General features: G+C 71.9%; 24 protein-coding genes and 3 tRNA genes. 16 read left to right on the forward strand and 11 right to left on the reverse strand.

Annotation, left to right across the window (positions count from 1 at the left end; translation table 11 throughout):
- The first annotated feature begins 106 nt into the window (after positions 1 to 106).
- Together dnaG and LIV37_RS33460 are read left to right on the forward strand one after the other, a co-directional pair.
- Positions 107 to 2,050 (forward strand): DNA primase, encoded by a 1,944-nt coding sequence (dnaG, locus tag LIV37_RS33455; RefSeq protein WP_121824208.1) that lies wholly within the window; start codon positions 107 to 109, stop codon positions 2,048 to 2,050.
- Positions 2,051 to 2,442: 392 nt separating this feature from the next.
- Positions 2,443 to 3,711: an RNA polymerase sigma factor gene (locus LIV37_RS33460; protein ID WP_020871513.1), complete on the forward strand. Its 1,269-nt coding sequence runs from the start codon at positions 2,443 to 2,445 to the stop codon at positions 3,709 to 3,711.
- 57 nt (positions 3,712 to 3,768) lie between these two features.
- Here the strand turns inward: LIV37_RS33460 and LIV37_RS33465 are convergent, their stop codons facing one another.
- Both LIV37_RS33465 and LIV37_RS33470 read right to left on the reverse strand, forming a co-directional pair.
- Complete coding sequence (locus LIV37_RS33465) at positions 3,769 to 5,307, reverse strand: FGGY family carbohydrate kinase (RefSeq protein ID WP_020871514.1); 1,539 nt, start codon at positions 5,305 to 5,307, stop codon at positions 3,769 to 3,771.
- 25 nt (positions 5,308 to 5,332) lie between these two features.
- Positions 5,333 to 5,602, reverse strand: a complete 270-nt coding sequence (locus tag LIV37_RS33470; RefSeq protein WP_020871515.1) for a hypothetical protein — start codon at positions 5,600 to 5,602, stop codon at positions 5,333 to 5,335.
- A gap of 247 nt (positions 5,603 to 5,849) precedes the next feature.
- Here LIV37_RS33470 and LIV37_RS33475 point away from each other — a divergent pair.
- From LIV37_RS33475 to LIV37_RS33485, 3 genes are all read left to right on the forward strand, one after another.
- Positions 5,850 to 5,922 (forward strand) — tRNA-Asn (locus LIV37_RS33475).
- 5 nt (positions 5,923 to 5,927) lie between these two features.
- A tRNA-Asn gene (locus LIV37_RS33480) sits at positions 5,928 to 6,000 on the forward strand.
- A 174-nt stretch (positions 6,001 to 6,174) separates the two neighbouring features.
- A tRNA-Ile gene (locus LIV37_RS33485) sits at positions 6,175 to 6,248 on the forward strand.
- A 122-nt stretch (positions 6,249 to 6,370) separates the two neighbouring features.
- Here the strand turns inward: LIV37_RS33485 and LIV37_RS33490 are convergent.
- Positions 6,371 to 7,522: a hypothetical protein gene (locus LIV37_RS33490; protein WP_020871516.1), complete on the reverse strand. Its 1,152-nt coding sequence runs from the start codon at positions 7,520 to 7,522 to the stop codon at positions 6,371 to 6,373.
- A 128-nt stretch (positions 7,523 to 7,650) separates the two neighbouring features.
- Between LIV37_RS33490 and LIV37_RS33495 the strand changes: the two genes are divergently transcribed.
- Entirely contained in the window at positions 7,651 to 8,094 is a 444-nt protein-coding gene (locus LIV37_RS33495) for a protein-tyrosine phosphatase family protein (RefSeq protein WP_020871517.1), read from the forward strand.
- A 26-nt stretch (positions 8,095 to 8,120) separates the two neighbouring features.
- On the opposite strand, the gene LIV37_RS33500 is transcribed toward LIV37_RS33495, so the two are convergent.
- From LIV37_RS33500 to LIV37_RS33520, 5 genes are all read right to left on the reverse strand, one after another.
- Positions 8,121 to 8,474 carry a DUF4333 domain-containing protein gene (locus LIV37_RS33500; RefSeq protein ID WP_020871518.1) on the reverse strand — a complete coding sequence of 118 codons (354 nt, stop codon included), beginning with the start codon at positions 8,472 to 8,474 and terminating at the stop codon, positions 8,121 to 8,123.
- Between the two features lie 126 nt (positions 8,475 to 8,600).
- On the reverse strand, positions 8,601 to 9,422 hold the full coding sequence (locus LIV37_RS33505; RefSeq protein ID WP_020871519.1) for a carbohydrate ABC transporter permease: 822 nt from the start codon (positions 9,420 to 9,422) through the stop codon (positions 8,601 to 8,603).
- Positions 9,419 to 10,369 (reverse strand): carbohydrate ABC transporter permease, encoded by a 951-nt coding sequence (locus tag LIV37_RS33510; RefSeq protein WP_020871520.1) that lies wholly within the window; start codon positions 10,367 to 10,369, stop codon positions 9,419 to 9,421. Before LIV37_RS33510 ends, LIV37_RS33505 begins: the two co-directional genes overlap by 4 nt.
- 11 nt (positions 10,370 to 10,380) lie before the next feature.
- On the reverse strand, positions 10,381 to 11,763 hold the full coding sequence (locus tag LIV37_RS33515; RefSeq protein ID WP_020871521.1) for an extracellular solute-binding protein: 1,383 nt from the start codon (positions 11,761 to 11,763) through the stop codon (positions 10,381 to 10,383).
- Between the two features lie 175 nt (positions 11,764 to 11,938).
- Complete coding sequence (locus LIV37_RS33520; RefSeq protein WP_020871522.1) at positions 11,939 to 12,886, reverse strand: carbohydrate kinase family protein; 948 nt, start codon at positions 12,884 to 12,886, stop codon at positions 11,939 to 11,941.
- Between the two features lie 142 nt (positions 12,887 to 13,028).
- On the opposite strand from LIV37_RS33520, the gene LIV37_RS33525 reads away from it, so the two are divergent.
- Both LIV37_RS33525 and LIV37_RS33530 read left to right on the forward strand, forming a co-directional pair.
- Positions 13,029 to 13,814 carry a DeoR/GlpR family DNA-binding transcription regulator gene (locus LIV37_RS33525; RefSeq protein ID WP_121824206.1) on the forward strand — a complete coding sequence of 262 codons (786 nt, stop codon included), beginning with the start codon at positions 13,029 to 13,031 and terminating at the stop codon, positions 13,812 to 13,814.
- A complete protein-coding gene (locus LIV37_RS33530) occupies positions 13,811 to 15,181 on the forward strand; it encodes a 6-phospho-beta-glucosidase (protein ID WP_020871524.1) in 1,371 nt (456 codons plus the stop codon). The genes LIV37_RS33525 and LIV37_RS33530 overlap by 4 nt, the downstream gene beginning before the upstream one ends.
- Positions 15,182 to 15,227: 46 nt before the next feature.
- On the opposite strand, the gene LIV37_RS33535 is transcribed toward LIV37_RS33530, so the two are convergent.
- Positions 15,228 to 16,034: a polysaccharide lyase family 7 protein gene (locus LIV37_RS33535; RefSeq protein ID WP_020871525.1), complete on the reverse strand. Its 807-nt coding sequence runs from the start codon at positions 16,032 to 16,034 to the stop codon at positions 15,228 to 15,230.
- A 396-nt stretch (positions 16,035 to 16,430) separates the two neighbouring features.
- On the opposite strand from LIV37_RS33535, the gene LIV37_RS33540 reads away from it, so the two are divergent.
- The gene (locus tag LIV37_RS33540; RefSeq protein WP_020871526.1) at positions 16,431 to 17,186 is read left to right on the forward strand and encodes a GNAT family N-acetyltransferase; all 756 of its coding nucleotides are present in this window, start codon (positions 16,431 to 16,433) and stop codon (positions 17,184 to 17,186) included.
- Positions 17,187 to 17,596: 410 nt separating this feature from the next.
- Here LIV37_RS33540 and LIV37_RS33545 read toward each other — a convergent pair whose 3' ends face one another.
- Positions 17,597 to 18,238, reverse strand: coding sequence for a CatB-related O-acetyltransferase (locus LIV37_RS33545; protein WP_020871527.1), 642 nt, complete (start codon positions 18,236 to 18,238; stop codon positions 17,597 to 17,599).
- A gap of 186 nt (positions 18,239 to 18,424) precedes the next feature.
- Here LIV37_RS33545 and LIV37_RS33550 point away from each other — a divergent pair, with 186 nt between their 5' ends.
- From LIV37_RS33550 to LIV37_RS33565, 4 genes are all read left to right on the forward strand, one after another.
- Positions 18,425 to 19,987 carry an FG-GAP and VCBS repeat-containing protein gene (locus LIV37_RS33550; RefSeq protein WP_020871528.1) on the forward strand — a complete coding sequence of 521 codons (1,563 nt, stop codon included), beginning with the start codon at positions 18,425 to 18,427 and terminating at the stop codon, positions 19,985 to 19,987.
- Between the two features lie 106 nt (positions 19,988 to 20,093).
- Complete coding sequence (gene trxA, locus LIV37_RS33555; protein WP_020871529.1) at positions 20,094 to 20,534, forward strand: thioredoxin; 441 nt, start codon at positions 20,094 to 20,096, stop codon at positions 20,532 to 20,534.
- Positions 20,527 to 21,174: a histidine phosphatase family protein gene (locus LIV37_RS33560; RefSeq protein WP_020871530.1), complete on the forward strand. Its 648-nt coding sequence runs from the start codon at positions 20,527 to 20,529 to the stop codon at positions 21,172 to 21,174. Before trxA ends, LIV37_RS33560 begins: the two co-directional genes overlap by 8 nt.
- A gap of 57 nt (positions 21,175 to 21,231) precedes the next feature.
- Positions 21,232 to 21,657 (forward strand): OsmC family peroxiredoxin, encoded by a 426-nt coding sequence (locus LIV37_RS33565; protein WP_020871531.1) that lies wholly within the window; start codon positions 21,232 to 21,234, stop codon positions 21,655 to 21,657.
- On the opposite strand, the gene LIV37_RS33570 is transcribed toward LIV37_RS33565, so the two are convergent.
- The gene (locus LIV37_RS33570; RefSeq protein WP_020871532.1) at positions 21,632 to 22,255 is read right to left on the reverse strand and encodes a hypothetical protein; all 624 of its coding nucleotides are present in this window, start codon (positions 22,253 to 22,255) and stop codon (positions 21,632 to 21,634) included. The genes LIV37_RS33565 and LIV37_RS33570 overlap by 26 nt on opposite strands.
- Positions 22,256 to 22,460: 205 nt before the next feature.
- Between LIV37_RS33570 and LIV37_RS33575 the strand changes: the two genes are divergently transcribed.
- The 3 genes from LIV37_RS33575 (at position 22,461) to LIV37_RS33585 (ending at position 25,018) form a co-directional block, all read left to right on the forward strand.
- On the forward strand, positions 22,461 to 23,237 hold the full coding sequence (locus LIV37_RS33575; protein ID WP_020871533.1) for an IclR family transcriptional regulator: 777 nt from the start codon (positions 22,461 to 22,463) through the stop codon (positions 23,235 to 23,237).
- Positions 23,234 to 24,100, forward strand: a complete 867-nt coding sequence (locus LIV37_RS33580) for an SMP-30/gluconolactonase/LRE family protein (RefSeq protein ID WP_020871534.1) — start codon at positions 23,234 to 23,236, stop codon at positions 24,098 to 24,100. The genes LIV37_RS33575 and LIV37_RS33580 overlap by 4 nt, the downstream gene beginning before the upstream one ends.
- 162 nt (positions 24,101 to 24,262) lie before the next feature.
- On the forward strand, positions 24,263 to 25,018 hold the full coding sequence (locus tag LIV37_RS33585; protein ID WP_148717782.1) for an SCO2400 family protein: 756 nt from the start codon (positions 24,263 to 24,265) through the stop codon (positions 25,016 to 25,018).
- Positions 25,019 to 25,162: the final 144 nt, after the last annotated feature.

The raw sequence follows: 25,162 nt of genomic DNA on the forward strand, positions 1-25,162 counted from the left end.
GTAAGCCCTGGGCGCTCAGGCCCTCAGACGCCCTCAGACCCTTCGGAACACCGGGGTCCGGCAGGCGGCGGACAGCCGTGTCGGACCCCGGCCGTAGAATTCGGGCGTGGCAGGCAGGATCAACGATGACGACGTGAAGGCGGTACGGGCAGCGGTCCCGATCGACGCCGTCGTATCCGAATACCTCCAGCTGCGGAACGCGGGGGGTGGCAATCTCAAGGGCCTGTGCCCCTTCCACGACGAGAAGAGCCCGTCCTTCCAGGTCAGCCCCAGTAAGGGGCTCTACTACTGCTTCGGCTGCCAGGAGGGCGGCGACACGGTCGACTTCATCATGAAGATCGACCACCTCTCCTTCGCCGAGACCATCGAGCGGCTGGCCTCCCAGTCCGGGATCACCCTGCGCTACGAGGAGGGCGGCTACACCCCCGGCCGCCAGCAGGGCGAGCGCACCCGGCTGGTCGAGGCCCACAAGGTGGCAGCGCAGTTCTACGTGGAGCAGCTGGACCGCCCCGAGGCGGAGATCGGCCGGAAGTTCCTCGCCGAGCGCGGTTTCGACCAGGCCGCCGCCCAGCACTTCGGCGTCGGCTACAGCCCGGCGGGCTGGGACCACCTCGTCCGCTACCTGCGCGGCCGCGGCTTCACCGACCAGGAGCTGATCCTCTCCGGCCTCGCCCAGGAGAGCCGCCGCAATCCGATCGACCGCTTCCGCGGCCGTCTGATGTGGCCGATCCGCGACATCTCCGGTGAGGTCGTCGGCTTCGGCGCCCGCAAGCTGCGCGACGACGACAACGGCCCGAAGTACCTCAACACCCCGGAGACCCCGCTCTACAAGAAGTCCCATGTCCTCTACGGCATCGACCTCGCCAAGAAGGACATCGCCAAGACCAGCCGGGCGGTGGTGGTCGAGGGCTATACGGACGTCATGGCCTGCCATCTCGCGGGCGTCACCACCGCCATCGCCACCTGCGGCACCTCCTTCGGCGGCGACCACATCAAGATCCTCCGTCGGCTGCTGATGGACAATTCGGGTGCCGAGGTGGTCTTCACCTTCGACGGTGACGCGGCGGGCCAGAAGGCGGCCCTGCGTGCCTTCGAGGACGACCAGAAGTTCGCCGCCGAGACCTACATCGCGATCACCCCGGGCGGGATGGACCCCTGCGAGCTGCGGCTCGCGGAGGGCGACGACGCCGTCAAGTCGCTGGTCGATAGCCGTACCCAGCTGTTCGAGTTCGCCATCCGGCAGATCATCGCCCGCCACAACCTGGACACGGCGGTGGGGCGCGCCGCCGCGCTGGAGGAGGCGGCGCCCGTCGTCGCCGGGATCAAGAACAGCTCCATCCAGCACGAGTCGGCGGTGCATCTCGCGGGTCTGCTCGGCATCCTCGACACCCAGTTCGTCGTGCGACGCGTCTCGCAGCTGGCCCGCTGGGCGCGGGAACGCGGCCGCGGCGGGGGTGGCGACCAGCGCGGCCGGGGCGACCAGCGCGGCGGTCCCGGGGGCGGCGGACCGCGCCAGGGCCACCAGGGCGCCCCGGAGGCCCAGGGCGCCCCGGTGCCCCCGCGCGGCCCCGCCCTCAACCTCCGCAGCCCCGCCCATCGCGTCGAGCGCGAGCTGCTCAAGCTGGCGCTGCAACACCCCCATCTGGTCTCCCCGGCCTTCGACGCCTACGGCATCGACGAGTTCACCGCCCCGCCGTACGCGGCGGTGCGCCGCGCCATCGAGGACGCGGGCGGCGCGGCCGCCGCGGACGACGACTATCTCGCCCGGGTCCGGGAGGCGGCGCCCGACGACACGGTCCGGGCGATGGTCACCGAGCTCGCCGTCGAGCCGCCGCACACCCGCCGCGACCCGGACGAGGTGTACGCGGGCGTGCAGTTGGTGGCCGTCCGGCTGGCCGCGGTGAACCACCGCGTGACCGAGGTGCGGGGCACCCTCCAGCGCCTGGGGCAGCACGCCGACCCCGCCCACCTCGCCGCCGTGCAGAACGAGCTGTGGGTGCTGCAGCAGTACGGCCAGTCCCTCCGGGACCGGGGCGCGGCGGCGCTGTAGGACGAGCGGGCGCTCAGGGCGGGCGAGGGGCGGCGAGGGGCGGCCGGGGGGCGGCGAGGGGCGGCCGGGGGCGGCGGGGGCCGGTGGATGGGTTCCGGCCAGCACGTTCGTGCTCCGGCGGGCGGGCCAGAGGGGTCGCTGTAGCCGCCGGGTAGTCGTACGGTCACGGGCCGCTGAGCAAAAAGTGCCCGCACGCCCCTCGTGGCGGGCCTGTGTCGTACTCCACACTGGGATGCGGTGCCTGAGTCCTCGGAGCGCGGCGGTCTAGGCCGGGTAGGGCCGGAATCCCCCGCAGAGTCGCTCAAGATGTACGGGACGGACGGCGGCGCGGCCGCCGTGCCGTACCCGATCGTTCTGCCCCCTCAGCAGCGATCACCCTGGAGGTCGCCCCCGTGCAGACCCAGACCCTCACCGACGCGGCCCTCGCGGCGCGCCCCCTGTCCCCCCACTCGTCCCGCGCCACGGCGGTAGCGCCGGCCATGCCCGAGGACTCGGCGGACCTCGCCCCGGAAGGCGTACCGGATACCGGCCAGGACGCCGCACCGGGCCCCACGGCCGAGCTCGCCCCCGACACCGCCCCGGCCCCCGCGCCCGACGGCGCCGCCCCCGAAGCGGAACCCGCAGAGCCCACAGAGCCCACCGAGTCCGCAGAGCCCGCTGAGTCCGCCGAGCCTGCCGACCCGGTCGAGGCCGTGGAGCCCGTCGAGCCCGTCGAACCGATCGAGCCGCCCGCCCGCGCCGACACCAGCGGCCCCTCCGCCGACCTCTTCCGCCAGTACCTCCGCGAGATCGGGCGGATACCGCTGCTCTCCGCGGTCGAGGAGGTCGAGCTGGCCCGCCGGGTCGAGGCGGGCCTCTTCGCCGAGGAGAAGCTCGGCAACACCCCCGACCTCGACTCCCAACTCGCCCTGGACCTGGACCGGTTGGTGGTCCTGGGCCGGATGGCCAAGCGCCGGCTGATCGAGGCCAACCTCCGCCTCGTCGTCTCCGTCGCCAAGCGCTACGTCGGCCGCGGTCTGACCATGCTGGACCTGGTCCAGGAGGGCAACCTCGGCCTGATCCGCGCGGTCGAGAAGTTCGACTACGCCCGCGGCTACAAGTTCTCGACGTACGCGACCTGGTGGATCCGCCAGGCCATGTCCCGCGCCCTGGCCGACCAGGCCCGGACGATCCGGGTCCCGGTGCATGTCGTCGAGCTGATCAACCGGGTGGTCCGGGTCCAGCGCCGGATGCTCCAGGAGCGCGGCTACGAACCCACCCCCGAGGAGGTCGCCGCCCATCTCGACCTGCTCCCGGAGCGGGTGAGCGAGGTGCTGCGGCTGGCCCAGGAGCCGGTGTCGCTCCACGCGCCGGTGGGCGAGGAGGACGATGTCGCCCTCGGCGACCTCATCGAGGACGGCGACGCGGCGTCCCCCGTGGAGTCCGCGGCCTTCCTGCTGCTCCGCGAGCATCTGGAGGCCGTGCTGTCGACGCTCGGCGAGCGCGAACGCAAGGTGGTGCAGCTGCGGTACGGACTGGCGGACGGCCGCCCCCGCACGCTGGAGGAGATCGGCCGGATCTTCGGGGTGACGCGGGAGCGGATCCGCCAGATCGAGTCGAAGACGCTCAACAAGCTCCGCGACCACGCCTTCGCCGATCAGCTGCGCGGCTATCTGGACTAGCGCCCCGGCCCACGCCCACGCGGGCCGGGCCGCCCCGAAACGGCGCCGGGCCGGGCCTCACATGCCGTCGTACCCACCGGCCTCGTACCCACCACCAACCTCATACCCACCGGCCGCCCCATGGCCCGGGGCCTCCTGATCACCGGCGCCGGACTCGAACGCCCCGGACTCGAACGCCCCGGGGTGGATCTGCTCCCGCACCGCCACGTACTGCTGCCGCACCGACTGCCCCACCGGCAGATCCTCGCCCGGTTCGAAGACCTGGCTCGCCGCGGCCGGCCAGCGCGGCGGCTCGTGCGGCGAGTGGGTGCCGTGCGAGACGCCCAGCGCCCACGCGGCCTGCCGGGCCGCGCCCAGCGCGGCGTAGTCGGCGGGCTGGACCACCACGACCTGCGCGCCCAGCACCGCGGGCGCGATCGCGCGGACGGCCTGGAGATCGGCCGCGGGCCCGAGCAGGAAGACGCGCCGCACCTGCACCCCGCGCCCGCGCAGCACGTCCAGCGCGTCCGCGAGCCCGCACAGCATCCCCTCGAACGCGGCCCGCGCCAGATGCTCGGGCTTCATCGACTCGCGCCGCAGCCCGGTCAGCGTCCCGGCCGTATGCGGCAGATGCGGGGTCCGCTCGCCCTCCAGATACGGCAACAGCACCAGCCCGTACGACCCCGGGGTGGACTTCATCGCGAGCGCGGAGAGCCCCTCGAGATCCGTGCCGAGCAATTCCGCCGTACCGCGTAGCGCCCGTACCGCGTTGAGCGTATGGACCACTGGTAGATGCATGCCGGTGGCGTCCGCGTACGACAGGATCGTGCCGGTCGGATCGGCCAGCGCCTCATGGTGGACGGAGAAGACCGAGCCGGAGGCGCCCAGGGAGATCACCGCGTCGCCGACCCCGACCCCGAGCCCGAAGGCGGCGGCCATGGTCTCGCCCGTACCGGCGGAGATCAGCAGCCCCTCGGGGGTGTGCCCGGCGGCGTCGGCCGGGCCGATGACCTCCGGCAGCCGCACCTGGTGACCGAGGGCCAGCTGGACCAGGTCGGGGCGCCAGGACCCGTTCGCCGCCGACCAGTAGCCGCTGCTGGAGGCCGTACCGCGGTCGGTCGTACGCCGCACCGGCCGCCCCAGCAGCTGCCACACCAGCCAGTCGTGCGGCTGCATCAGCTCGGCCACGCGGTGCGCCGCGTCCGGCTCGTTCCGCGTCAGCCAGCGCAGCTTGGCCACCGGCTGCGAGGCGGTCGGCACGGCGCCGACCGCCTGGGCCCACGCGGTACGGCCGCCGAGCGCCTCGGTGAGGTCGGCGGCCGCGGACTGGGCGCGTTTGTCGTTGCCCACCAGCGCGGGGCGCACCAGCACCCCGCCCGCGTCCAGCGCCAGCAGCCCGTGCTGCTGCGCCGAGACGCCGATGGCCTGGACCCCTTCGAGCAGCCCGCCCTCGGCGGCCTCGCCGAGGGACATCAGCCACGCCTGCGGGTCCACATCACCGCTGCCGCCGACCGGATGCGGGGCGTACCCCTGTTTGATCACGGCACCCGTATCGGTGTCACAGACGACGATTCGTGTGCTCTCGGACGAACTGTCCAACCCGGCGACTATCCCCATGGATCAGATCATGCCACCGCCGGGTCTAGGTGTTGCTGGTGCCCCAGTCGTCCTCGCCCACCGCGCGGGGGTCGCGCTGCCCGATCTTCTCGCGCAGCGGCCGGACCTTGTCCAGCGCCCGCACGGCGGCATGCCGGCCTCCTTGCGCGGCCGATTCGGCGGTATTGCGGACGGCCGGGTTCCGTGCGAACTTCTGCGCGCACGCGCGCAACTGCTCGTACCGCTGGCGGCCGGCTCGCGTGCCCAGTACGTAACCCACAGCCATCCCGGTGATGAACGTCAGCCGGTAGCGCATCGACCTGCCCTTCTCGCTGTCCTTCACATCTGGACCCCGGGGTCGTGCCGCACGTCTACCCGCCCGCGCCGCAGATCACCCACGATCATCCAGAAGATCATCCCTGGATCGGCGGAGGTTCGCCCGAGGGCGGACGCGGCGAACCGATTGGCGGAGCACCCCCCTGCTTGCGCTAATGTATGTGTCGCAGCGAGCGCACGCCGTCCGGGAGATCCGGGCGGGGCCACGGTCGCGGCACACGGAGCAATCCCCTGTAGCTCAATTGGCAGAGCAGCCGGCTGTTAACCGGCAGGTTACTGGTTCGAGTCCAGTCGGGGGAGCTCGGTCCCCTGTAGCTCAATTGGCAGAGCATTCGGCTGTTAACCGGAGGGTTACTGGTTCGAGTCCAGTCGGGGGAGCAGGGAGGAGGACCCCTTGTGGGGTCCTTTTTCATTTCCGGTCCCCTCCGGGCGTGATCTACGTCATGATCGCAGCCAGGGGGCCGCCCAGCGTCGGCCCTCCGAAGCAGCAGATCGTATGAGCGGCTATGCTGCGGCAGACGGCGCGCGCGGATGTGTACGACGCGCCGTTACGGGGCGGTAGCTCAGCCGGTTAGAGCAGCGGACTCATAATCCGTCGGCCGTGGGTTCGAGTCCCACCCGCCCCACCTGGGCACTACGCGGGCAGACCCATCCTGGCCCGCGAAGCCGCGAAGACGGGAGTCGCCGCGCTGAGGCGGGGGCTCCCGTTCATCCGTTCAGAGCAGGATCCAGGGGCCCGTCTCCACCGCTATCCGCGCCGCCCGTGGCGGTGCCACTCGCGGCCACCGTCGCGAGAGATCCATAGCCCTTCGCCCTTCACCAGGTCGTATGTCGCCGTCGTCGCGTCCGCGATGCCGTAGAGCGTCGTGCCGTCGACGGTCAACGAGGTGAATGCCGCCGGCGTCTTCAATTCGTGGAAGGCGTTGTTGGCGCGGTCGTCGGCGAGCCAGTAGCGGCCGTCTTCCTCGCCGACGAGCAGCCGACCGTCCGCGAGCGCCTTCAGGACCAGCGACTCCGGGCCGCGCTTCAGGTCCCTCCAGGGAATTCCGCCGGCCAGGACCGTCCGCCAGTGTTCGCCGCCGTCGGTCGTCAGCAGCAGGCCGCGCACGTGCTCGCCCCGGACGAGGGACAGTGCCGCGGTGCCGCCCCGCGCGGCGAGGACGCCCCCCGTGTACGGCTTCGGGACGGCTCTGGAGCCGAGGGTGTGAGCGTCGCGCTGCCATACGACGCGGTTGGGGTCTTCGGTGAGGGGCTGGTCCAGGCTCCAGACCGTGCCCCGTTCGTCGATGGCGAAGCGGATGGCGGAGTCCGGCACTCCGGCCGGGGGCGCGACGGTGCGGGTGGCGGGGCGGTAGACGAGGGTCGGTTCCGGTTCGGCGAGCAGTACGTCGCCGGGGCGGGTGCGCGAGGGGGTCTCGGTGATGACGGTCTTGTGCGGCTTGCCGCGTACGTCGAGGGCGTACGCTCCCTCCGCTCCCTCGCCCGGCGGGACCCGTACGAAGCCCCCGCCCACCCCCTTGAACGCGGGCGGCGCCTCCTCCGCGTCCGCGTGTTCCGCGTGCTCGGCGACCGTATGGCCGTCGGGCCCGACGATGCGCCAGGCGGTGGCGGCCGGTCCCTCGTCGTCCTCGACGTTGTCGGCCTCGTACGCCAGGAGCAGCGAGCCGTCGTCCGCGCGGGCCACGTCGGTGGGTGCCCCGGCCGCCTCGATGACATCGGCGGGGCGCGGGTGAGGGGCTTCGATGACGCGTCGGTACTTCGTCTCGCGGTTCCCGGAGTCACCGTCCCCCGAGCCTCCGGCGCCGGAGCCGCCCGGGCCGCAGGCGGTCAGCGCCAGCGCCGCACTCGCCGCGGCCATGAGTCCGGCCGTCCGCCACCCGCGTTTCCCCAGCGACACCATCGGCACATCCTCACATGACTCAAGCCCTTTGCGGAAAGCGCGAAGCGCGGCCAGAGTGAACGTATGCGTAAGGACATTGGCGCCGTGCCGACAGTGGTCGGGCGCTTCGGATCGGGGGCGGGGGTTCGATGAGTGACGCACCGCTGGCGGGTGCCCTGCGGCTGCCGGACGGCTCGTGGGTCCGGGGGCGTGGTCTGCGGAATCCGCGGCCGGAGGGGCCGCTGCCCGGGTTCGGGCTGTATCTGGGGTCCACCCGGCTGCGCCGGCGGCATGACGGGGACCTGGGGTGGGAGCGCGCGTGGGTCGAGTGGCCCGATTTTCTGCTGCCCCGTGACCGCGACCTGGCCGTACGGCAGATCCGCGCACTGCACCAGCGGGCCCGGGCGGGCACGCCCGTGGAGGTCGCGTGCGGGGGTGGCGTCGGCCGGACCGGGACCGTCGTCGCCTGCCTGGCCGTCCTGGCGGGGGTGGCCCCCGCCGACGCTGTCACCTGGGCGCGCGCCCACCATCACCCCCGGGCCGTCGAGACGCCGTGGCAACGGCGTTGGGTGGCCGGCTTTCCGGCCGGCTGATGTGGACATGGGAGGCCCGGCGGCCCTCAGTTCGCGGCCGGGGAAGCGGTGTCGTCGGCCTTGACGTCGAAGTTGATCTGGTCTCCGTCGACAGAGGACACCGTGACCGATACGCCCAAGGTGCTGCCGTCATCCGCTGTGAGCCTGCACCGGGTGGTGTTACCGACCTTGCCGACGAGGTCTTCCGGACAGGCGATGTCCGGCTTCGGCCGGCCCGTTGTGGCGGCGAGCTTCTCGGCGACTATGGTGGCCAGCTTGTCCGCGGACAGCTTCGGCTTGGACTTTTCGACGCTGACCGAGGCCGAGCAGCCGACGAGCAGCGCGCCGACGGCCACGGCCGAGAGGATCGAAGTCGCCGCGGACAAGCGGGCTGTGGTCATGGTGGGCTCCGGTCTGTGGGGATCATGACAAGAAGAGGCCGGAAGCATACTTGGCAGGCGCGCTCCGGGTGCGAGAAGGGGGCCGCCGCGGCGACCCCCGCTCTCGCGTTCGGTTGAACGGTTTGGTCAGCCCTTCACCGCGCCGGAGAGCATGCCGGAGATGAAGTGCCGCTGCAGGAAGACGTACGAGGCGACGACCGGCAGGGCGACGATGATGGACGCGGCCGCCAGTACGGAGTACTGGGTGGTGTGCTCGCTCTGGAAGAAGGCCAGGCCGAGCGGTGCGGTGCGCTTGCTCTCGTCGGTGATCATGACCAGCGGGAGCAGGAACTCGTTCCAGGTCCACATGAACACCAGCATCGCCATCGTCAGCAGCGCCGGACGGCTGGTGGGCACCAGGATCCGCCACAGCAGCCGCCAGTCGGACGCCCCGTCCAGGCGCGCCGCCTCGATGACGCTGACCGGCACCGAGCGGAAGAAGTTGCGCATCCAGAAGACGCCGAAGGCGAGGGACTGGGCGGTTTGCGGGAGGATCAGCGACCAGTAGGAATCGGTGAGTCCGGTGTCGCGCAGATTGAAGTAGAGCGGGATGACGAAGGCCTCGGGCGGCACCATCAGCCCGATGAGGGTGACGTAGAAGAGGGCTGATCGGCCGGGGTAGTCGAAGTGCGCGAAGGAGAAGCCCGCCAGGATCGCCAGGACGGCGGTCAGGAGCACCACCGAGACCGCGACCAGCAGGCTGGAGGTCAGATAGGTGGCGAAGTGGCCCTGGCGCCAGGCGGTGGAGAAGTTGCCGAGGTCCAGGTGGCGAGGCCAGGTGAAGGAGGGCCCGGACTCCGCGGCGGGGGTCAGCGCGGACGACACCACGCCGATCAGCGGCAGCAGGGCCAGCGCGGCGAAGACGGTGAGGATGGCGTAGTTGAGCGCCCGTTCGCGGCCGGAGATCACGTCTCGTCCTCCTGTGGCTGGACCTTGGTGATCAGGAAGGTGAGAAGGAGGATCACCGCGGTCAGGGTGACGGCGATGGCGCAGGCCGAGCCGACCTGGCCGGTGCCGAAGGCCCGGTTGTAGACCTCGTAGGCGGGCAGGCTGGTGGCGTTGCCCGGGCCGCCGTGGGTGGCGACGTACACCAGGTCGAAGGTGCGCAGGGCGGCGATCACGGTGAGGGTGAGCGCGACGGTGATCTGCCCGCGCAGTCCGGGCAGGGTGACGGCGAAGAACTCCCGCACCGCGCCTGCCCCGTCCAGCTTCGCCGCCTCGTACAGCTCCGCCGGGATCTGCCCGATGCCGGCGATGAACAGCACCAGGCACAGGCCGATCTCCAGCCAGGTGCCGATGAGTCCGACGGCGGGCAGGGCGGTGGAGAAGTCGCCGAGCCAGGGGCGGGCGACCGCCTCGAGACCGATGGCGCGCAGCGCGGTGTTGAGCACGCCGTCGGGAGCGTAGATCGCCGTCCAGGCGGTGGCGGTCACGACCATGGCGACCACCTGCGGCAGGAAGATCATCGCGCGGAAGACGGAGACGCCGCGCAGCCGGCCGGCCCGCGTGGTGACCGCGGCGAGCATCAGGGCGAGCGCGATCGGGATGACGGAGAAGAACAGGATCAGGACGAAGGAGTGGAGGAAGCCCGCGCGCAACTGCGGGTCGCGGGCGATCTCGGTGTAGTTGTCGAACCCCGCCCAGGTGGAGACGGAGATTCCGTCCCAGTGGAAGAGGGAGATCTGCACCAGCTGGCCGAGCGGGACCAGCAGGAAGACCGTGAGGACGATCAGGGCGGGAAGGGCGTAGAGGTAGCCCTTCCACTGGATGACGCGGCCGCGGCGCCGGACCGGCTCCCGGGTGGGGGCGCCGGCCGGGCGCTTGCGTGCCGTCGGGCGGTGTGCGGTGGCGGCCATGAGATGGGGGTCTACCTGCTGTTCTGGAAGGAGGAGTAGTCGGACTGGAGGCGGCTGGTGAACGCCTTGGGGGTGAGGTGTCCCGCGGTCAGCTCCTGGACGGCGGCGGTGAGGGTGTCGTAGAAGGTCGGGGTGGTGTAGTCGAGGTAGGGCAGCAGTCCGTCCTTCTCGCTCACGGCCTTCCACCGGGTGAGGATGTCCGCGTCGACGGTGCCGGGTGTCGGCTTGTAGTCGGCCGGGGGAATGGCCGGCAGGTTGCCGTGGGTGGCCGCGGCCTTCATGCCGTTCTTGTTGACGAGGAAGTCGATGTACGCGCCGGCGACGTCGGGGTGCTTGGACTTGGCGGTCACGGACCACGCGAGGCCCTCGCCGCCCTGGGTGAGCGGGGGCTGCCCGGCGGCCGGGCTGAGTGCGGTGAAGCCGACGTTCTTCTTCATCTTCGGGGCGAGGACGGCCGACTGCCAGGTGCCCTCCAGGAGGAACAGCGACTTGCCCCGGCCGAAGGAGTCGACGGCCTGGTCCTTGCTCTTGCCGTTGAAGCCGGAGCCCAGATACCCCTTGTCGGCCCAGCGGCGCAGCGTGGTCGCGGCCTTGAGGGTGCCGGAGTCCGTCCACTTGGCGTCGCCCTCGTCGAAGACGAGCTTGCGGACCTCCGGCTTGCCCGCGGCGAGGGCCTGGATGACGCCGAAGATGTGGATGCCGGGGCTCTTGTCGGCGTCGCCGTAGGAGAGGGGCTGCAGGCCCGACGCCTTGGCCTTGGCCAGCGCGCTCTCGAAGCCGCCGAGCGTGGTGGGCAGCGGCAGGCCGAGCGACTTCAGCTTGGCCTTGTTGTAGTAGACGCCGATGATCTCACCGGTCTGTGAGACGCCGTACAGATCGCCGGTCTCCCAGGTCTTGCCGTCGGGGGTGAAGCGGTTGAGGTCGAGCAGTTGGGACGGGAAGGCGGTGTCCCAGCCGTACGCCTTGGCGTAGCGGTCCACCGGCTGGAGCAGCTTGGCCTTCACGAAGGCGCCCATGTCGGGGTAGCCCTGGTTCGCCTGGACGACGTCGGGCGGATTGGCGGAGGACAGCGCGAGTTTCAGGGTGGTCTTGAGGTCCGCGAAGGACCGGGAGACGCGCTTGATGGTGACGTTCGGGTACTTCGCCATGAACGCCTTGTTGAGCGCCTCGGTGGCGGCGTCGGCGCCCGGATCGGTGTTCTGGTCCCACACGGTGAGGGTGACCTTCCCGGCCTTGGCGGGGTCGGTGGCGACCGGGCCGGAGGTCTTGGCGCTGGTGGCCGATCCGCCGCTGGGGCCGGGGGAGCAGGCCGCGACTCCGGTCAGGACACCGGTGGCGAGCGCCGCCGCGGCTATGAGGCGCCGACGGGGGTGTCGTGGGGTTCTCTCGGCCATGGGGTGGTCCTCCTGGTGCTGGGGGTGCTGGGGGTGCTGGGGGTGCTGGGAGTGCCGGGGGTGCTGGGAGCGCTGGGGGTGCGGTTGGTGCCGGGGCGGCATCTGCCGGATGGGGTGGGGCGCGGTCGTCCGATCCGACCCCGGCCTGACCCCGACCCGACCCGGATCGCGGGAGCTAGGGCTTGATCGCACGGATGCGGATGAGGTCCGCCTCCGGAATCCGGGGGGTGCGTTCGAGGAAGGCGTCGATCGCCTCCCAGCGCGGTGCGCTGTTCGCACCGCCCAGGTTCTGCACCGACAGGGCGGCGCACAGTCCGGCGAAGCGGAGCCGGGTGGCGAGGGGCCAGTCGTGGTTCAGGCCGGTGATCAGTCCCGCGGTGAACACATCACCGGCGCCGGTGGGGTCGACGGCCGGCACCCGGGGAACGGCGACCCGGACCAGTTCGCCGGTGGTGCCGTCCACCGCCACCGCGCCGTTCCCGCCATCGGTCACGACGACGTCGGGCACATGGTCGGCGAGCACCTTCACGGCCTCCTCGACCGTGCCGGTACGGGTGTAGCTCGTCGCCTCGACGGCATTGCAGACGAATACGTCGACCTCGGCGAGCCGGGTGAGCAGATCGCGTGACCACTGGCCGGTCGGGTCCCAGCCGACGCCGCCCACCACCCGGGTGCCGCGGGCGCGGAACTCGGCCGCCCAGGCGGGCAGCGGCCGTCCGATCCCGAGTTGCAGAAAGCGGACGGCGGGCAGTTCGCCCTCCCACACCTCGGGGCGCAGGGCCCCCTTCTCCTCGTAGGTGAGGAAGGCGCGATCGTGTTCCTGGGTCACCGCGACCGTGACCGGGGTGTGCACGGCGGGATCGCGGCGCAGCCAGGTCGGGTCCAGGTTCCGCTCGGCCGCGAGCCGGGCGGCGAGGTGCTCGCCGAAGAGGTCGGTGCCGATCACCCCCAGGATCCCGGTCCGCAGTCCGAGGCGGGCGGCGGCGACGGCGCGGTTCGCGGTTCCCCCGGGGGAGACGGCGAACCGGTCGGCGTACACCTCGGTTCCCGGAGCGGGCAGGTGAGGGATGCCGCCGAAGACGAGGTCGCAGAAGACCTCGCCGGCGAAGAGCACGTCGAGCACGGAGACCGCCTCTTTCCGGTGCGACCACGGTGAAGTGCTCAACTATGAGCATTGCCCCTATGGAATGACAAGAGTCGATCAGCAACGAGAATGTCTCTTGTCTTCATGACTGACTTCGGTCATGCGGTGCTATCTTCAATGCGTGACTTCACGCAAACGACATGCGAAGATCGTCGAGTCACTCCGGTCGACCGGAGTGGCCTCGGTACGCGAGCTCGCCGAGAACTTGCAGGTCAGCGAGTCCACGATTCGCCGGGACCTGACCCTCCTCGACCGCAACGGCGAGCTGCTCCGCACCTACGGCGGCGCGGCCCTGTCGCCGCACGGGGCCGCGGAAGCCGCCGGTGCGGAGGTGGAGCCCGAGACCCCGTTCGACCAGGTCATCTCGCGTGACGAGGCGCTGAAGGAGGCGATCGCCGAGGAGGCCGTGAAGCTCGTCGAGGACGACAGCGTGATCGTCCTCGATATCGGAACCACCCCCCTGGCCATCGCCCGCCGGCTGCGGGGCCGTCCCGTCACCGTCATCACCAGCAGCCTGCCGGTGCTCGACGTACTCCGCGACGACGAGGCCGTACGGCTGGTGATGCTCGGTGGTGTGCTGCGCCGCAACTACCAGTCCCTGGTCGGCTCCCTCACCGAGCAGGCACTCCGCCAGGTCAGCGCCGACCTGCTCTTCCTGAGCTGCACCGGGGTGCGGCCCAACGGTCATGTCGTGGACAACATGGCCGTCGAGGCCCCCCTGAAACAGGCCATGATCGAGACCGCCGGAAAGGTCGTCCTGGTCGCCGTCGAGACCAAGTTCCCCGGCACCGGATCGCTGCGCGTGTGCTCGCTCTCCGACCTCGACGTCCTGATCACCACCAGCGGTGCCGACCCCAACACGCTCCAGCTCTGCCGCGAGGCGGACGGAAAGGTGATACTCGCATGAAGTTGACCGTCCTCGGCGGCGGCGGATTCCGCGTGCCATACGTCTACCAGGCCCTGCTGCACGATCAGGGCTCCCCCCGTATCGACGATGTGTGGCTGTACGACACCGACCCGGCCCGGCTCAAGGCCATGGCCGAAGTGCTCGCCCAGTTCGCCGACGGCCATGCCGAAGCGCCCAGGGTGACGGTCACCACGTCGCTCGACGACGCCCTGGAGGGCAGCGACTTCGTGTTCGCCGCCATCCGCGTGGGCGGGCTGGCGGGGCGGATGTGCGACGAGCGGGTCGCCCTCGACCTCGATGTCCTCGGCCAGGAGACCACCGGCCCGGGCGGCCTGGCCTATGGGCTGCGCACCATCCCCGTCATGCTCGACATCGCGCACCGGGTGCGGCGGCTGGCCCCCAGCGCCTACGTCATCAACTTCACCAACCCGGCCGGCATGATCACCGAGGCGATGCAGAGCGTCCTCGGCGATCGGGTCCTCGGCATCTGCGACACGCCGTCAGGTCTGGGCCGCCGCATCGCCACGACCCTCGGCCTCGACCCGTCCCGGGCCCAGTTCGACTACGTCGGTCTCAACCACCTCGGCTGGATGCGCCGCGTCCTGCACGACGGCGAGGACATCCTGCCCCGGCTGCTCGCCGACGAGCAGCGCCTCGGCGACCTGGAGGAGGGCGTGGTCTTCGGGCGCGAGTGGCTGCGCGATCTCGGTGTGATCCCCAACGAGTACCTGTACTACTACTACTTCAACCGGGAGGCCGTACGGTCCATCCTCGACGCCCCGCAGACCCGCGGCGAGTTCCTCGCCCGCCAGCAGCGGGAGTTCTACCAGCGGGTGACGGAGGCCGCCGGGGGCTCGGCCGTGTCGCTGTGGCGGAAGACCATCGCCGACCGCAGCGCCAACTACATGGCCGAGGCCAAGGGTGCCGTCCAGGGAGAGGCCCGACCGGACGAGGACTTCCGGCCGGACCCCGCGCACCAGGGGTATGCCGGGGTCGCCCTCGCGGTGATGGCCGCGATCAGCCGCAATGAACGCGCCACGATGATCCTCAACGTACGCAACGGGACCACCGTCTCCGGCCTTCCCCACGACGCCGTCGTCGAGGTGCCCGTGACCGTTGACGCGGGCGGCGTCCACCCGCTCACCATCACCCAGCCCGATCTCCACCAGACCGGGCTGATGCAGCAGGTCAAGGCGGTCGAGCGGCTCACCATCAGCGCCGCGGTCACCGGTTCCCGGACCGATGCCGCGAAGGCGTTCGCCCTCCACCCGCTGGTCGACTCGGTCACCGTCGGCCGCAAGCTGCTCGACGGCTACATCGACCGCATCCCCGAAGTGGCCGAGGTGTTCAGCCGCCGGACGTCCTAGCGGCGACGGGGCCCGGCGGCCGCCTCGGCCGCCGGGCTTTGCGTGCTCAGCCGTGGGAGACGGTCAGCCCGTAGAAGCCGACGCGCGCTCCGTTCGTCGTGCTGTCGGAGGACGACTGGTTGTACGAGCCCGCCTTGAAGTACTGCTTGTACTGGAAGAAGGACGACGGGATGTCGTAGTGCGTCGTGCTGCCGTTGACCGTCAGGTCGATGGTGTCGCCGCCGGAGACGCCGATCGTGTAGTTCCATGTCTTGCCGACCGACACATGGCCCACGTTGTGCAGCGTCTGGCCGCCGTCGGGGGAGTTCTCGGTGCCGAGGACGATATCGCCGTTGGCGCGGTAGTACAGCTCCACCAGCGGCTTCGTGGAGGAACCGCCCGAGCCGAGGTGGATCTGGCCGACGCAGACGTTCTTCGTCACCGACACCACGCGCAGCGTCGCCTGCAGCTTGTGCGAGCCGCCGAGCGACCAGTCCGCGGCGCCGCCGTCGCGGTTCATCTCGCGCAGTTCGGAGCGGGCGTAGTTGGAGTTCGGGGTGGTGACGCCCTTTTCGGGCGCCCAGAACGTCATCGCCCCGTCGCGCTTGTCGGTGTGGAAGTAGTCGTCCTGGAATCCGCTCGCCCCCTGGAGCCGGGACGAGGGGATGGTCGTCGGCTTGCCGGGGGAGCCGACCGGCTCCTGGAGTTGCCACACCGAGAGGTCGAAGTTGCCGCCCGGCGCCTTCGACGGGTCGGCGAAGGCGGCCGTGGGGGAGGCGGTCGTGGGGGAGGCGCCGGCGGGGCCCGCGAGGGCCAGGCCGCCGACGACGGTGGTCACGGTCGCCAGCGCGGTGAGCAGCGTACGGATGCGCATGGGAATTGCCTTCCCGTGGGGGGTTGGCATGGACCGCAGTCCATGTATATGAAGTTGGTGTTTCGTTGTGAACGCCGAGATGTGACGAGACGGTAGAGTCGTGGTGTGTCCGCGTCAATCCTCCGAACGAGTTCGGTGGGGTGCGGTGCCGGTCTTTCACTCCGGCTCGCGAAAACCACGTGTCGCCCGGCCACGCCGTGCGCTATGTTCCGCGTGGTGATTCCACTGACCGTCAGCAAAGGACTGAAGCCCATGGACTCGGCGTCCCCCAGCGGCCGCCGTCGGCACTGAGCGATCGGTGCCAACAACCCGTCTCCTCACGGCGGCCCCACGCATCCGTACACCGCTTCCTTCCGCGGCGCCTTTCGCCGCGTTGATCCGTGAGGTCACATCACCATGGGCACTGACGTCCAGAGTTTCGCCGTAGCCAACCTCCGCCGCCGCCCCGTGCTTGTCGAGGCCGGGGGCTTTGTGGCGGGGTTCGACCCCGGCACCACCAGCCCGTACATCAACTACGCGACCCCTCTTCCCGGCGCCCGGCCCACCGCCCGGGACGTCATGGAACTGATCGGGGCGTTCCGGGTGCGCGGGCTCAAGCCCCGGCTCGAGTTCGCGCCGGACGCCGCGCCCGAGGTGGAGCCCGCGGTGCGGGAGGCGGGGTTCGGCGTGGAGGCCACGCACGCGTATCTGGTGTGCACTCCGGAACGGCTCGCCGTTCCGCGGGGCACGGCGGCCGTTCCGGTGGCGGTTCCGGCCACGGACGAGGACTACCGGGCGATCGACGCCGCGCTGTCCGAGGCGTTCGCCAGTGAGTTCGCCGCCTCCGAGGAGTGGGCGGCCCGGCTGCGCCGCGTCCAGGAGGACGGCGGCGCGGTCCGGTTCGTCCGGGCGCCCGACGGGGGCTGCGCGGGCGGGGCCACCTGCTCGGCTCCCGCCGTGGGCACCGCCGAACTGGCGGGCGTGGGCACCCGGCCCGCCTTCCGCGGCCGGGGTATCGCCGCCGCGGTCACCGCCGCGCTGACCGAGACGATGTTCGCCCGGGGAGCCCGGTCGGTCTGGCTGGAGTACTCGGGCGAGGGCTCCCGCCGCGTCTACGAACGCGTGGGTTTTGAGGCGCGTGGGACTCGTCTGTACATGAGTCTCGAGAGCTGATGGGGGGCGGGGCTGCGGGGTGCCCGGCGGATTTTTCCCCTACCCGCCCCTCCCTCAACTGGGGCTCCGCCCCAGCCCCCGGCGCCCAGGGGCGGAGTCCCGGGCTCGGTGGAGTCCCGGGCTCGGTGGAGCCTCGGGCTTGGCGGGGCCTCGGGCTCGGGGGCGCCGGACTCGGCGGAGTCCCGGGCTCGGTGGAGCCCCGGGCTTGGCGGGGCCTCGGGCTCGGCGGGGTCCCGGGCTCGGCGGGCCCCGCACGTGGCGGAGCCCCGCACGTGGCGGAGACGCATGTCGGCAGGTGTTGGGAAGGGGCGGGTAGGGGAGTAGCCGGGGGCTGGGGCGGAGTCCCAGTTGTGGGAAGGGGCGGGGTGGGGAGCAGGCCGTCGCAGGCGTCACGGTCCGTCGGACAGCTCCTAGTGCGGGGCCGCCGCCTCCAACTCGTCCACGCTTCCGGACATGATCGTGCGGATATGGGCGGTCAGGTGGTCGATCGGCCAGTCCCACCAGGCGAGGGCCAGCAGCCGGGCGATGTCCTCGTCGTCGTAGCGGCGTCGGATGAGCTTGGCCGGGTTGCCGCCGACGATCCCGTAGTCGGGAACGTCGTCCACCACCACGGAACCGGAGGCGATGACCGCGCCGTGGCCGATGCGCACGCCGGGCATCACCATCGCCCGGTATCCGAACCAGACGTCATGGCCGATCACGGTGTCGCCCCGGCCCGGCAGCCCCGTGATCAGGTCGAAGTGGTCGGCCCACGAGCCGCCCATGATGGGGAAGGGGAACGTGGACGGGCCGTCCATGCGGTGGTTGGCGCCGTTCATGATGAACCGCACCCCTTCGCCCAGCGCGCAGAACTTCCCGATGACCAGCCGCTCCGGCCCGTAGTGGTACAGCACATTGCGGGTCTCGAACGCGGTGGGCTCATCCGGGTCGTCGTAGTACGAGAACTCCCCGACCTCGATCAGCGGCGAGGTGATCAGCGGCTTGAGCAGCACCACCCGTGGCTGCTCGGGCATCGGGTGCAGCACGGTCGGGTCGGCGGGTATGGCCGGCATCGCGCATCGCCCTTTCTTGTCGAGGGGCCAGGGGCCAGGGGCCAGGGGGCAGGCGTCATGATCGCAAGGTCGGGGCCCGGTGTCGCGTGTATTTGGCGGGGGCGGCCGCGAAGCAACCCGAGCGCGCTCCCTGGAGTCCTTGAGCGGTGAAGCCCGTCCGCTCGATCCGCCTTGCGAGGTGCCGCCGTGCGTTCGTCCGTTCCCGTCGTGGCCGCCGCCGTGGCCGTGGCCGTGCTGCTCGCCGGGTGCAGCGAGGGCGGCCACGAGAGGCGGAGGCCGGTGGAGGGGGCCACCAAGGGGGCGGCCGGTGCCTCGCTCGGGGACTTCAACGGCGACGGCTACGACGACTTCGCCACCGCCATCCGCCCCACCAGCGCCTCCCGGGGACCGCTGCCCGCCCGGCTCGCGGTGGTCTACGGCGGGGCGCACGGCCTCGACCCGCGGCACCGCCTCGTCGTGAACGGCGCCGAGGACGACTACGTGGGCCCCCTGCTGCGTACCGATCTCGACCGGGACGGATTCACCGATCTGGTGACGGCGCGGTTCCGGCACGGGAGTTCGCCGCGGGCCGAGCGGAAGGGGGAGACGGTGGTGCTGCGCGGCGGCCCCCGAGGGCTGACCGCGCCACGCCCGCTCGGCGGCGGCGGGGCCGGATTCCTGGCGCTGGCCGTGGGGGACTTCGACGGGGACGGCGCGGCCGACCTGCTGACCTCGGCGGCGGACGGCCCGAGTGACAGCCGGGGCGAAGGCCGGAGTGCCGTACGCGTGCTGTACGGGCCGTTCGGCGCCAAGGCTCACCCCGCCCGTACCGCCCCGCTCCCCACCGGCCCCACCGACCGGCCCCGTCGCGGCGCACCCGCCACCGCCACGGCCGGGGACTTCAACGGCGACCACCGCACCGATGTGGTGCTGACCTACCGCTACGGCCTCGGCCAGGCGGATCAGCCGGACCCCGGCGACACCGCCCCCCTCGACACCCCCGTCGCCCACTACCGCGGCGGCCCCAAGGGCCTGGTGCGGGACAAGCGGCCCGAGGCGCGCCTGGCCCACGCCCTCGGCACGGAGGACGGTCCGCGCGAGCCCGCGGCCGGGGACGCCGACCACGACGGGGTCGACGATCTGCTCGCACCCGGCCAGGGGACGCTCGGCCCCGGCCGCCACCGCGGCTCCGGGCGGCTGACCGTCGTCCACGGCGCCAAGTCCGGTCTGGGCCGGGGACGTGCGGATCTCACCGTGGATCAGTCCGGCCCTGGCATGCCCGGTGACGCACGGCGCGGCGACGGGTTCGGCGGTTCCCCGGCCGTCGGCGACATCACCGGCGACGGCCGCCCCGACCTCGTCGTGGCCACCCCGGAGAAGAACTACGGCAACGGCCGGCTCACCCTGCTGCCCGGTTCACGGCACGGGCGCGGCGGCGAGTACGCCCCCGACCAGGGCGACAAGGGCTCGCACCGGGAGCACGGCCAGGGGCACGGCCGGGAGCGCGGCGAGGTCCAGTCCCTGGACCTGGACACCCCGGGGGTGCCAGGTCGGCACACCCAGTACGGCTTCGACGCCTTCGCCCCGCAGCCCCCGCTGCTCGACGTCGACGGGGACGGACACGAGGACGTGGTCGCCGCCGCGCCCGGCTACGGCCGCGGCAGGACGGGCGGCTTCTGGATCCTCCGGGGGACCGACCGTGGGCTCTCCACCAGGAACGTACGCCACTTCACCCCCGCCGACCTGGGCATACGCTTCCGGACGGGCTAGCCCTGGAAACGGCGCCGGCCCGCCACCGGCCCGGAATAACGGCGGGCGGTGGCGGGGTTACCGTGCATGTGGCATCTGCCGACGTACGGAAGCGGGTAACGCAGGCATGAGCACTAGCACCGTCGAGCTCACCAAGGACAACTTCGACGAGATCGTGTCCGGGAGCGAATTCGTACTGATTGATTTCTGGGCCTCCTGGTGCGGGCCGTGCCGGATGTTCGCGCCCATCTACGAGAAGGCAGCCGAGCGCCACCAGGATCTGCTGTTCGCCAAGGTCGACACCGAGGCCCAGCCCGAGCTGGCCGCCGCCTTCGACATCCAGTCCATCCCCACGCTGATGATCGTGCGGGAGAACATCGCGGTCTTCGCCCAGCCCGGCGCGCTCCCCGAGCCGGCCCTGGAGGACCTCATCGGCCAGGCCCGCGACCTGGACATGGACACGGTGCGCGCCTCCATCGCCGCCGCGGCGAACGAGAAGCACGCCATCGACGAGGAGAAGGAGCAGGGCGTCGCGGGCGAGGAGAAGGCATCCGGCGACCGTGGCTGAGCTGCTGCTGGTCCGGCACGGTGAAACCGAGTGGAGCCGGTCGCACAGGCACACCAGCCGGACCGATCTGCCCCTGACCCCGCGCGGTGAGGAGCAGGCACGGGCCCTGCGCCGACCGCTCGCCGCGCGGAAGATCGGGCTGATCCTGGTCAGCCCGATGGACCGGGCCCTGCGGACCGCGCGGCTCGCCGGGCTCGAGGATCTGACCGTCGAGCCCGACCTGCGCGAATGGGACTACGGCGGCTACGAGGGCATCACCACCGACGAGATCCACCGCACCCGCCCCGACTGGAACCTGTGGACCGACGGCGTGCCGCCGGCCGGTCCCGGCCAACCCGGTGAGTCACCCGAGCGGATCGGGGCCCGGGTGGACCGGGTGCTCGCCCGGATCGCCCCCGAGCTGGAGTCGGCCGACGGCGCCGATGTGGTGCTCGTGGCGCACGGCCACGTCCTGCGGGTGCTCACCGCCCGGCGGCTGGGCCTGCCGCCGTCCGCCGGTGCGCTCTTCCGGCTCGACACCGCGACCGTGAGTCGACTGGGAAGTGAGCATGGTCGCCCGGCCATGGTCGCCTGGAACGTAGGCTCGGAGTCGATCTCCGGACAGGGTGCGACCGCGAGCGGTGGCACCCCCGCCGGTTGATCGTCTCCGACCGTATACGCATACCGCACGTCCGACAGGAAGCAGGGAACAGCGAGCATGGCTACGACGCGTACCGCGCACACCGTCTGGCAGGGCAATCTGGCCGAGGGCAAGGGGACCGTCACCTTCGACTCCTCCGGCATCGGCGAGCAGCCGGTCTCCTGGCCGTCCCGCGCCGAGCAGGCCAACGGCAAGACCAGCCCCGAGGAGCTGATCGCGGCGGCCCACTCCAGCTGCTTCTCGATGGCGCTCTCGCACGGCCTCACCCAGGCGGGCAACCCGCCCACCCAGCTGACCACCCAGGCCGAGGTCACCTTCCAGCCCGGCACCGGGATCACCGGTATCCACCTCACCGTCGAGGGCACGGTGGAGGGCCTGGACGAGGCCGCGTTCACCGCGGCGGCCGAGGACGCCAAGAAGAACTGCCCGGTGAGCCAGGCGCTCGCCGGTACGGAGATCACGCTGTCGGCGAAGCTGGCCTGACGTCCTCCATACGCTGCAGCAGTCCCCAGGTGAACTCCGCCACATAGTGGCGGAGTTCACCGTTCTCCGCCTCCGGCGCGTCGAAGGCGAGCCGCCAGCGGGTGGGCGCCGAGCCCTCCATGGGCCGTGCGGGCGCGAAGGCGCGCGCCACCTCGTCCACCGTGCAGGACCAGGGCATGAGGTCGGCGGCGTTGCGCAGCCGGGGCCCGGGCGCGCCCGGAGCGCGCACCAGCCACTCGTTCCACACCGCCCCGTTCGGCGCGGTGAGCACCTCGAACCGCAGATCCGGCCACAGCGGTACGGACCAGCTCAGCGCCTCGCAGGTCAGATCGCCGATCCGGCGGGTGGCGGTGGACTCGGGCGGGCCCAGCACGGAGCGGTAGCGGGCCACCGCCGCCCGCCGCCGCGGCGAGCGCTGCATGGCCTGCCAGCGGCGGTTGGCCTCGCGCATCACCGCACGCCCGAAGCCCAGCTCGCGCAGCGCGTCCTCGACCAGCCCCGGCTGATGGTCGGCCATCCGGCGCAGCAGCACGAGGACGAAGGGGAAGGGGGCGGGGAACGAATCGGGCTGAGCGAATGAGCCGGGCGCGGAATCCATGGCTCCTATCGTGGCGTACGGGCTCGCCGTGCCGTGGCGTACGGGTACGTTCTCATCCGGTGGCGCAAGCGCTTTCCGGCGCATCGTGCCTTTGCCGGACCATTGCCGGGGGAAGTCCCCTCCGCATAATCTGTGTTCGCGATACCGGCCACCGGCCGGAATCTCGAACGCCTGCCATCTGGACCAGAAGGGGAGGGCGAGCACTATGGGACGCCTGGTGCCCGCGGTGACACGGGCTCTGGACATACTCGAGCTCTTCCTGGACGGGGACGGCACGCTCTCCGCACCCGAGATCACCCGTCGGCTCGGACTGCCCCGTACGACGGTCCATGAGCTGGTGACCACTCTGGCCGCCCGCTCCTATCTGGTCCAGGTTCCCGACCAGCCCGGCCGCTATCGGCTCGGAGTGCGGCCGTACCAGCTGGGCAGCCGCTACGCCGAGCAGCTCGACCTGGCCGCCGAGGGCCAGCAGGTGGCCCGGAGCGTCGCGGAGACCTGCGACGAGACCGTGCACGTCGCGATCCTCGAGGGCATGGACGTCATCTACATCGCCAAGGTCGACTCCACCCACGCCGTCCGCATGGTCTCCGCCGCGGGCCGCCGGCTGCCCGCCCACTGCACCTCGGTCGGCAAGATGCTGCTCGCCTCCCTCCCGGAGGACGCCCTGGCCGCGCGGCTGTCCGGCGATCAGCCGCTGGCCGCGATGACGGACAACAGCATCACCGCCCCCGACGAACTGCGCCGCCACCTCGCCACCGTGCGCGAGCGCGGCGTCGCGGTCGAGCAGCGGGAGTCCAACCCGGATGTGAACTGCGTGGCGGCTCCCGTACGGGACTCCGCGGGGAAGGTGGTCGCGGCGCTGTCGATCTCGGTGCCGACGATCCGCTGGAGTGATGAGCGCCAGGCCGAGCTGGAGGAGCTCGCGGCCAAGGGCGCGGGTGAACTGTCGGTGCGGCTGGGACATCGGAGGCGGGACATATGAGCACACGGCCATCGCTCGAGGTCGCGGTGCGCGCGAGCGCCGTGCTCGGTGAGGGACCCACCTGGGACGCCGCCGCCCAGCGGCTGATCTGGGTGGACATCCTCTCTTCCCGCGTCCACACCTACGACCCCGCCACCGGCCGCCGTACCACCCTGGGCACCGAGCAGCACGTCGGCGCGGCCAAGCCCCGCGCGGGTGGCGGCCTGGTGGTCAACCTCCGCGACGGCATCGGGGTGTACGGGGCGGACGGCGGCTTCGGCTGGCTGCTGCGCGAGGCGGTCCCCGGCCGCCGGGGCAATGACGCCGCCGTCGCACCCGACGGCTCGCTGTGGGCGGGCACCATGCGCTACGACGAGGGGGCCGGCGGCGGCACGCTCTCCCGGATCGGGTCCGACGGCTCCCATGCGGAGTTCCTGCCGGAGGTGACGGTCAGCAACGGCATCGGCTGGAGCCCGGACGGCCGCCTCATGTACTACATCGACACCCCCACCCGCCGTATCGACGTCTTCGACGTCGCGGACCCCGATGGCCCGGTGGTCTCGGGCCGGAGGCCGTTCGCCGAGATCGAGGAGGGCGCGGGCTTCCCGGACGGGCTGTGCGTGGACGCCGACGGAGCGGTGTGGGTCGCCCTGTGGGACGGCGCCGCGATCCGCCGCTACGCCCCTGACGGGACACTCGATCGGGTGGTGGAGCTGCCGTTCCCGCGCCCGACCGCGTGTGCCTTCGGCGGTGCGGACCTCACCGATCTGTATCTGACCTCGGCACGCGTCGGCCTCGGCGCCTCCGCGCCGCCGCTCGCCGGGTCGCTGCTGGTCATCCGGGGTGTGGGGCAGGGTCTGGCGCAGCCCGCCTTCGGCGGCTGAGCGCGGCCGCGCGGGCCCCGGCCGTCGCCGACCGTTCCCGGCCGTCCCCGGTTCGCCGGAAGACAGGGGCCTGACGAGGGCTTTCGTACGGTTCTTTGCACAGGATCCTCACACCCCGCGTCCTGCTGACCTACCCGTTGGTCACATAACCTGCCCGGCGAAATGGATTACTGCTCTCCCTGTCGCCGCCATCTCAACGGTGCCGTCTCCTGCCCTGGATGCGGGAGGCCCGTCGAGGAACTCGGGCTGCCCTCTGCCGCGTCGGACGCGGCGGACGAGGGCGGCGGGGCCGAGGCGCCCGCCACACGGGCGGAACGGCGGGCGGACCGCCGTGCGGCCCAGGCCTCCCGCGCCTCCGGCACCACTCGTGCTTCGTCGCGCCGGAAACCCAAGTCCCGGGGCCTCTTCGGCCGCCGCGCCCGCCGGGCCCGCCGGGGCCGGGGACGCCGGGTGGCGATCCTGGCGTCGGTGCTCGGCCCGGTGCTGGTCGCGGTCTTCGTGGCCGAGCTGGCCACCGAGGGGCACTGGCGGGAGTCCTCCCCGGCACCCAGGCGGCAGGAGCCGGTGGCCGACCGCGACGGCGGCGTGACCGAATCCGCCGAGACGATCGTCCAGGACACGAGGGGCCCGAGCGCGGGCCCCTCGGCGGCGGACGGCGAGGACGGAAAGTCGCCCAAGGGCAAGGACAAGGACGGAAAGTCGCCCAAGGACGGGGACGACGACACCTCGCCCGATCCGGACCACGCGTCGTCCTCCGACCCGTCGGACGACTCCCCGTCGGCCCCGGGCGGCTCCGGCGCGACCCACCGGCCCACCACCCCGCCGAACCCGAGGCCCACCGCCCCGGCGACCACCGCCCCGACGCCGACCCCGACGCCCACGGAGACCTGCCAGCGCTTCCTGTGGTGGTGCACCTAGGGGTGTCCGGCCGATCGTGCCGCCTGCGGCGAGCTGTTCCCCTCCCCGCCCCTTCCCGAAACTGGGGCTCCGCCCCAGACCCCGGCCCGGGGGCTCCGCCCCAGACCCCGACCGGGGGCTCGGCCCCTTCCCTCGGCATCGGGG

Source organism: Streptomyces rapamycinicus NRRL 5491 (assembly GCF_024298965.1).
Lineage (GTDB): Bacteria > Actinomycetota > Actinomycetes > Streptomycetales > Streptomycetaceae > Streptomyces > Streptomyces rapamycinicus.

Bases quoted from the DNA above. Each gene is read 5' to 3' on its own strand.
- LIV37_RS33535 (WP_020871525.1), bottom strand. From the start codon at position 16,034: ATGCGCATCCGTACGCTGCTCACCGCGCTGGCGACCGTGACCACCGTC.
- LIV37_RS33540 (WP_020871526.1), top strand. From the start codon at position 16,431: ATGGGCACTGACGTCCAGAGTTTCGCCGTAGCCAACCTCCGCCGCCGC.
- LIV37_RS33515 (WP_020871521.1), bottom strand. From the start codon at position 11,763: ATGGCCGAGAGAACCCCACGACACCCCCGTCGGCGCCTCATAGCCGCG.
- LIV37_RS33570 (WP_020871532.1), bottom strand. From the start codon at position 22,255: ATGGATTCCGCGCCCGGCTCATTCGCTCAGCCCGATTCGTTCCCCGCC.
- LIV37_RS33530 (WP_020871524.1), top strand. From the start codon at position 13,811: ATGAAGTTGACCGTCCTCGGCGGCGGCGGATTCCGCGTGCCATACGTC.
- trxA (WP_020871529.1), top strand. From the start codon at position 20,094: ATGAGCACTAGCACCGTCGAGCTCACCAAGGACAACTTCGACGAGATC.
- LIV37_RS33575 (WP_020871533.1), top strand. From the start codon at position 22,461: ATGGGACGCCTGGTGCCCGCGGTGACACGGGCTCTGGACATACTCGAG.
- LIV37_RS33545 (WP_020871527.1), bottom strand. From the start codon at position 18,238: ATGCCGGCCATACCCGCCGACCCGACCGTGCTGCACCCGATGCCCGAG.
- LIV37_RS33565 (WP_020871531.1), top strand. From the start codon at position 21,232: ATGGCTACGACGCGTACCGCGCACACCGTCTGGCAGGGCAATCTGGCC.
- LIV37_RS33495 (WP_020871517.1), top strand. From the start codon at position 7,651: ATGAGTGACGCACCGCTGGCGGGTGCCCTGCGGCTGCCGGACGGCTCG.
- LIV37_RS33490 (WP_020871516.1), bottom strand. From the start codon at position 7,522: ATGGTGTCGCTGGGGAAACGCGGGTGGCGGACGGCCGGACTCATGGCC.
- LIV37_RS33470 (WP_020871515.1), bottom strand. From the start codon at position 5,602: ATGCGCTACCGGCTGACGTTCATCACCGGGATGGCTGTGGGTTACGTA.
- LIV37_RS33465 (WP_020871514.1), bottom strand. From the start codon at position 5,307: ATGGGGATAGTCGCCGGGTTGGACAGTTCGTCCGAGAGCACACGAATC.
- LIV37_RS33510 (WP_020871520.1), bottom strand. From the start codon at position 10,369: ATGGCCGCCACCGCACACCGCCCGACGGCACGCAAGCGCCCGGCCGGC.
- LIV37_RS33580 (WP_020871534.1), top strand. From the start codon at position 23,234: ATGAGCACACGGCCATCGCTCGAGGTCGCGGTGCGCGCGAGCGCCGTG.
- LIV37_RS33500 (WP_020871518.1), bottom strand. From the start codon at position 8,474: ATGACCACAGCCCGCTTGTCCGCGGCGACTTCGATCCTCTCGGCCGTG.
- LIV37_RS33585 (WP_148717782.1), top strand. From the start codon at position 24,263: ATGGATTACTGCTCTCCCTGTCGCCGCCATCTCAACGGTGCCGTCTCC.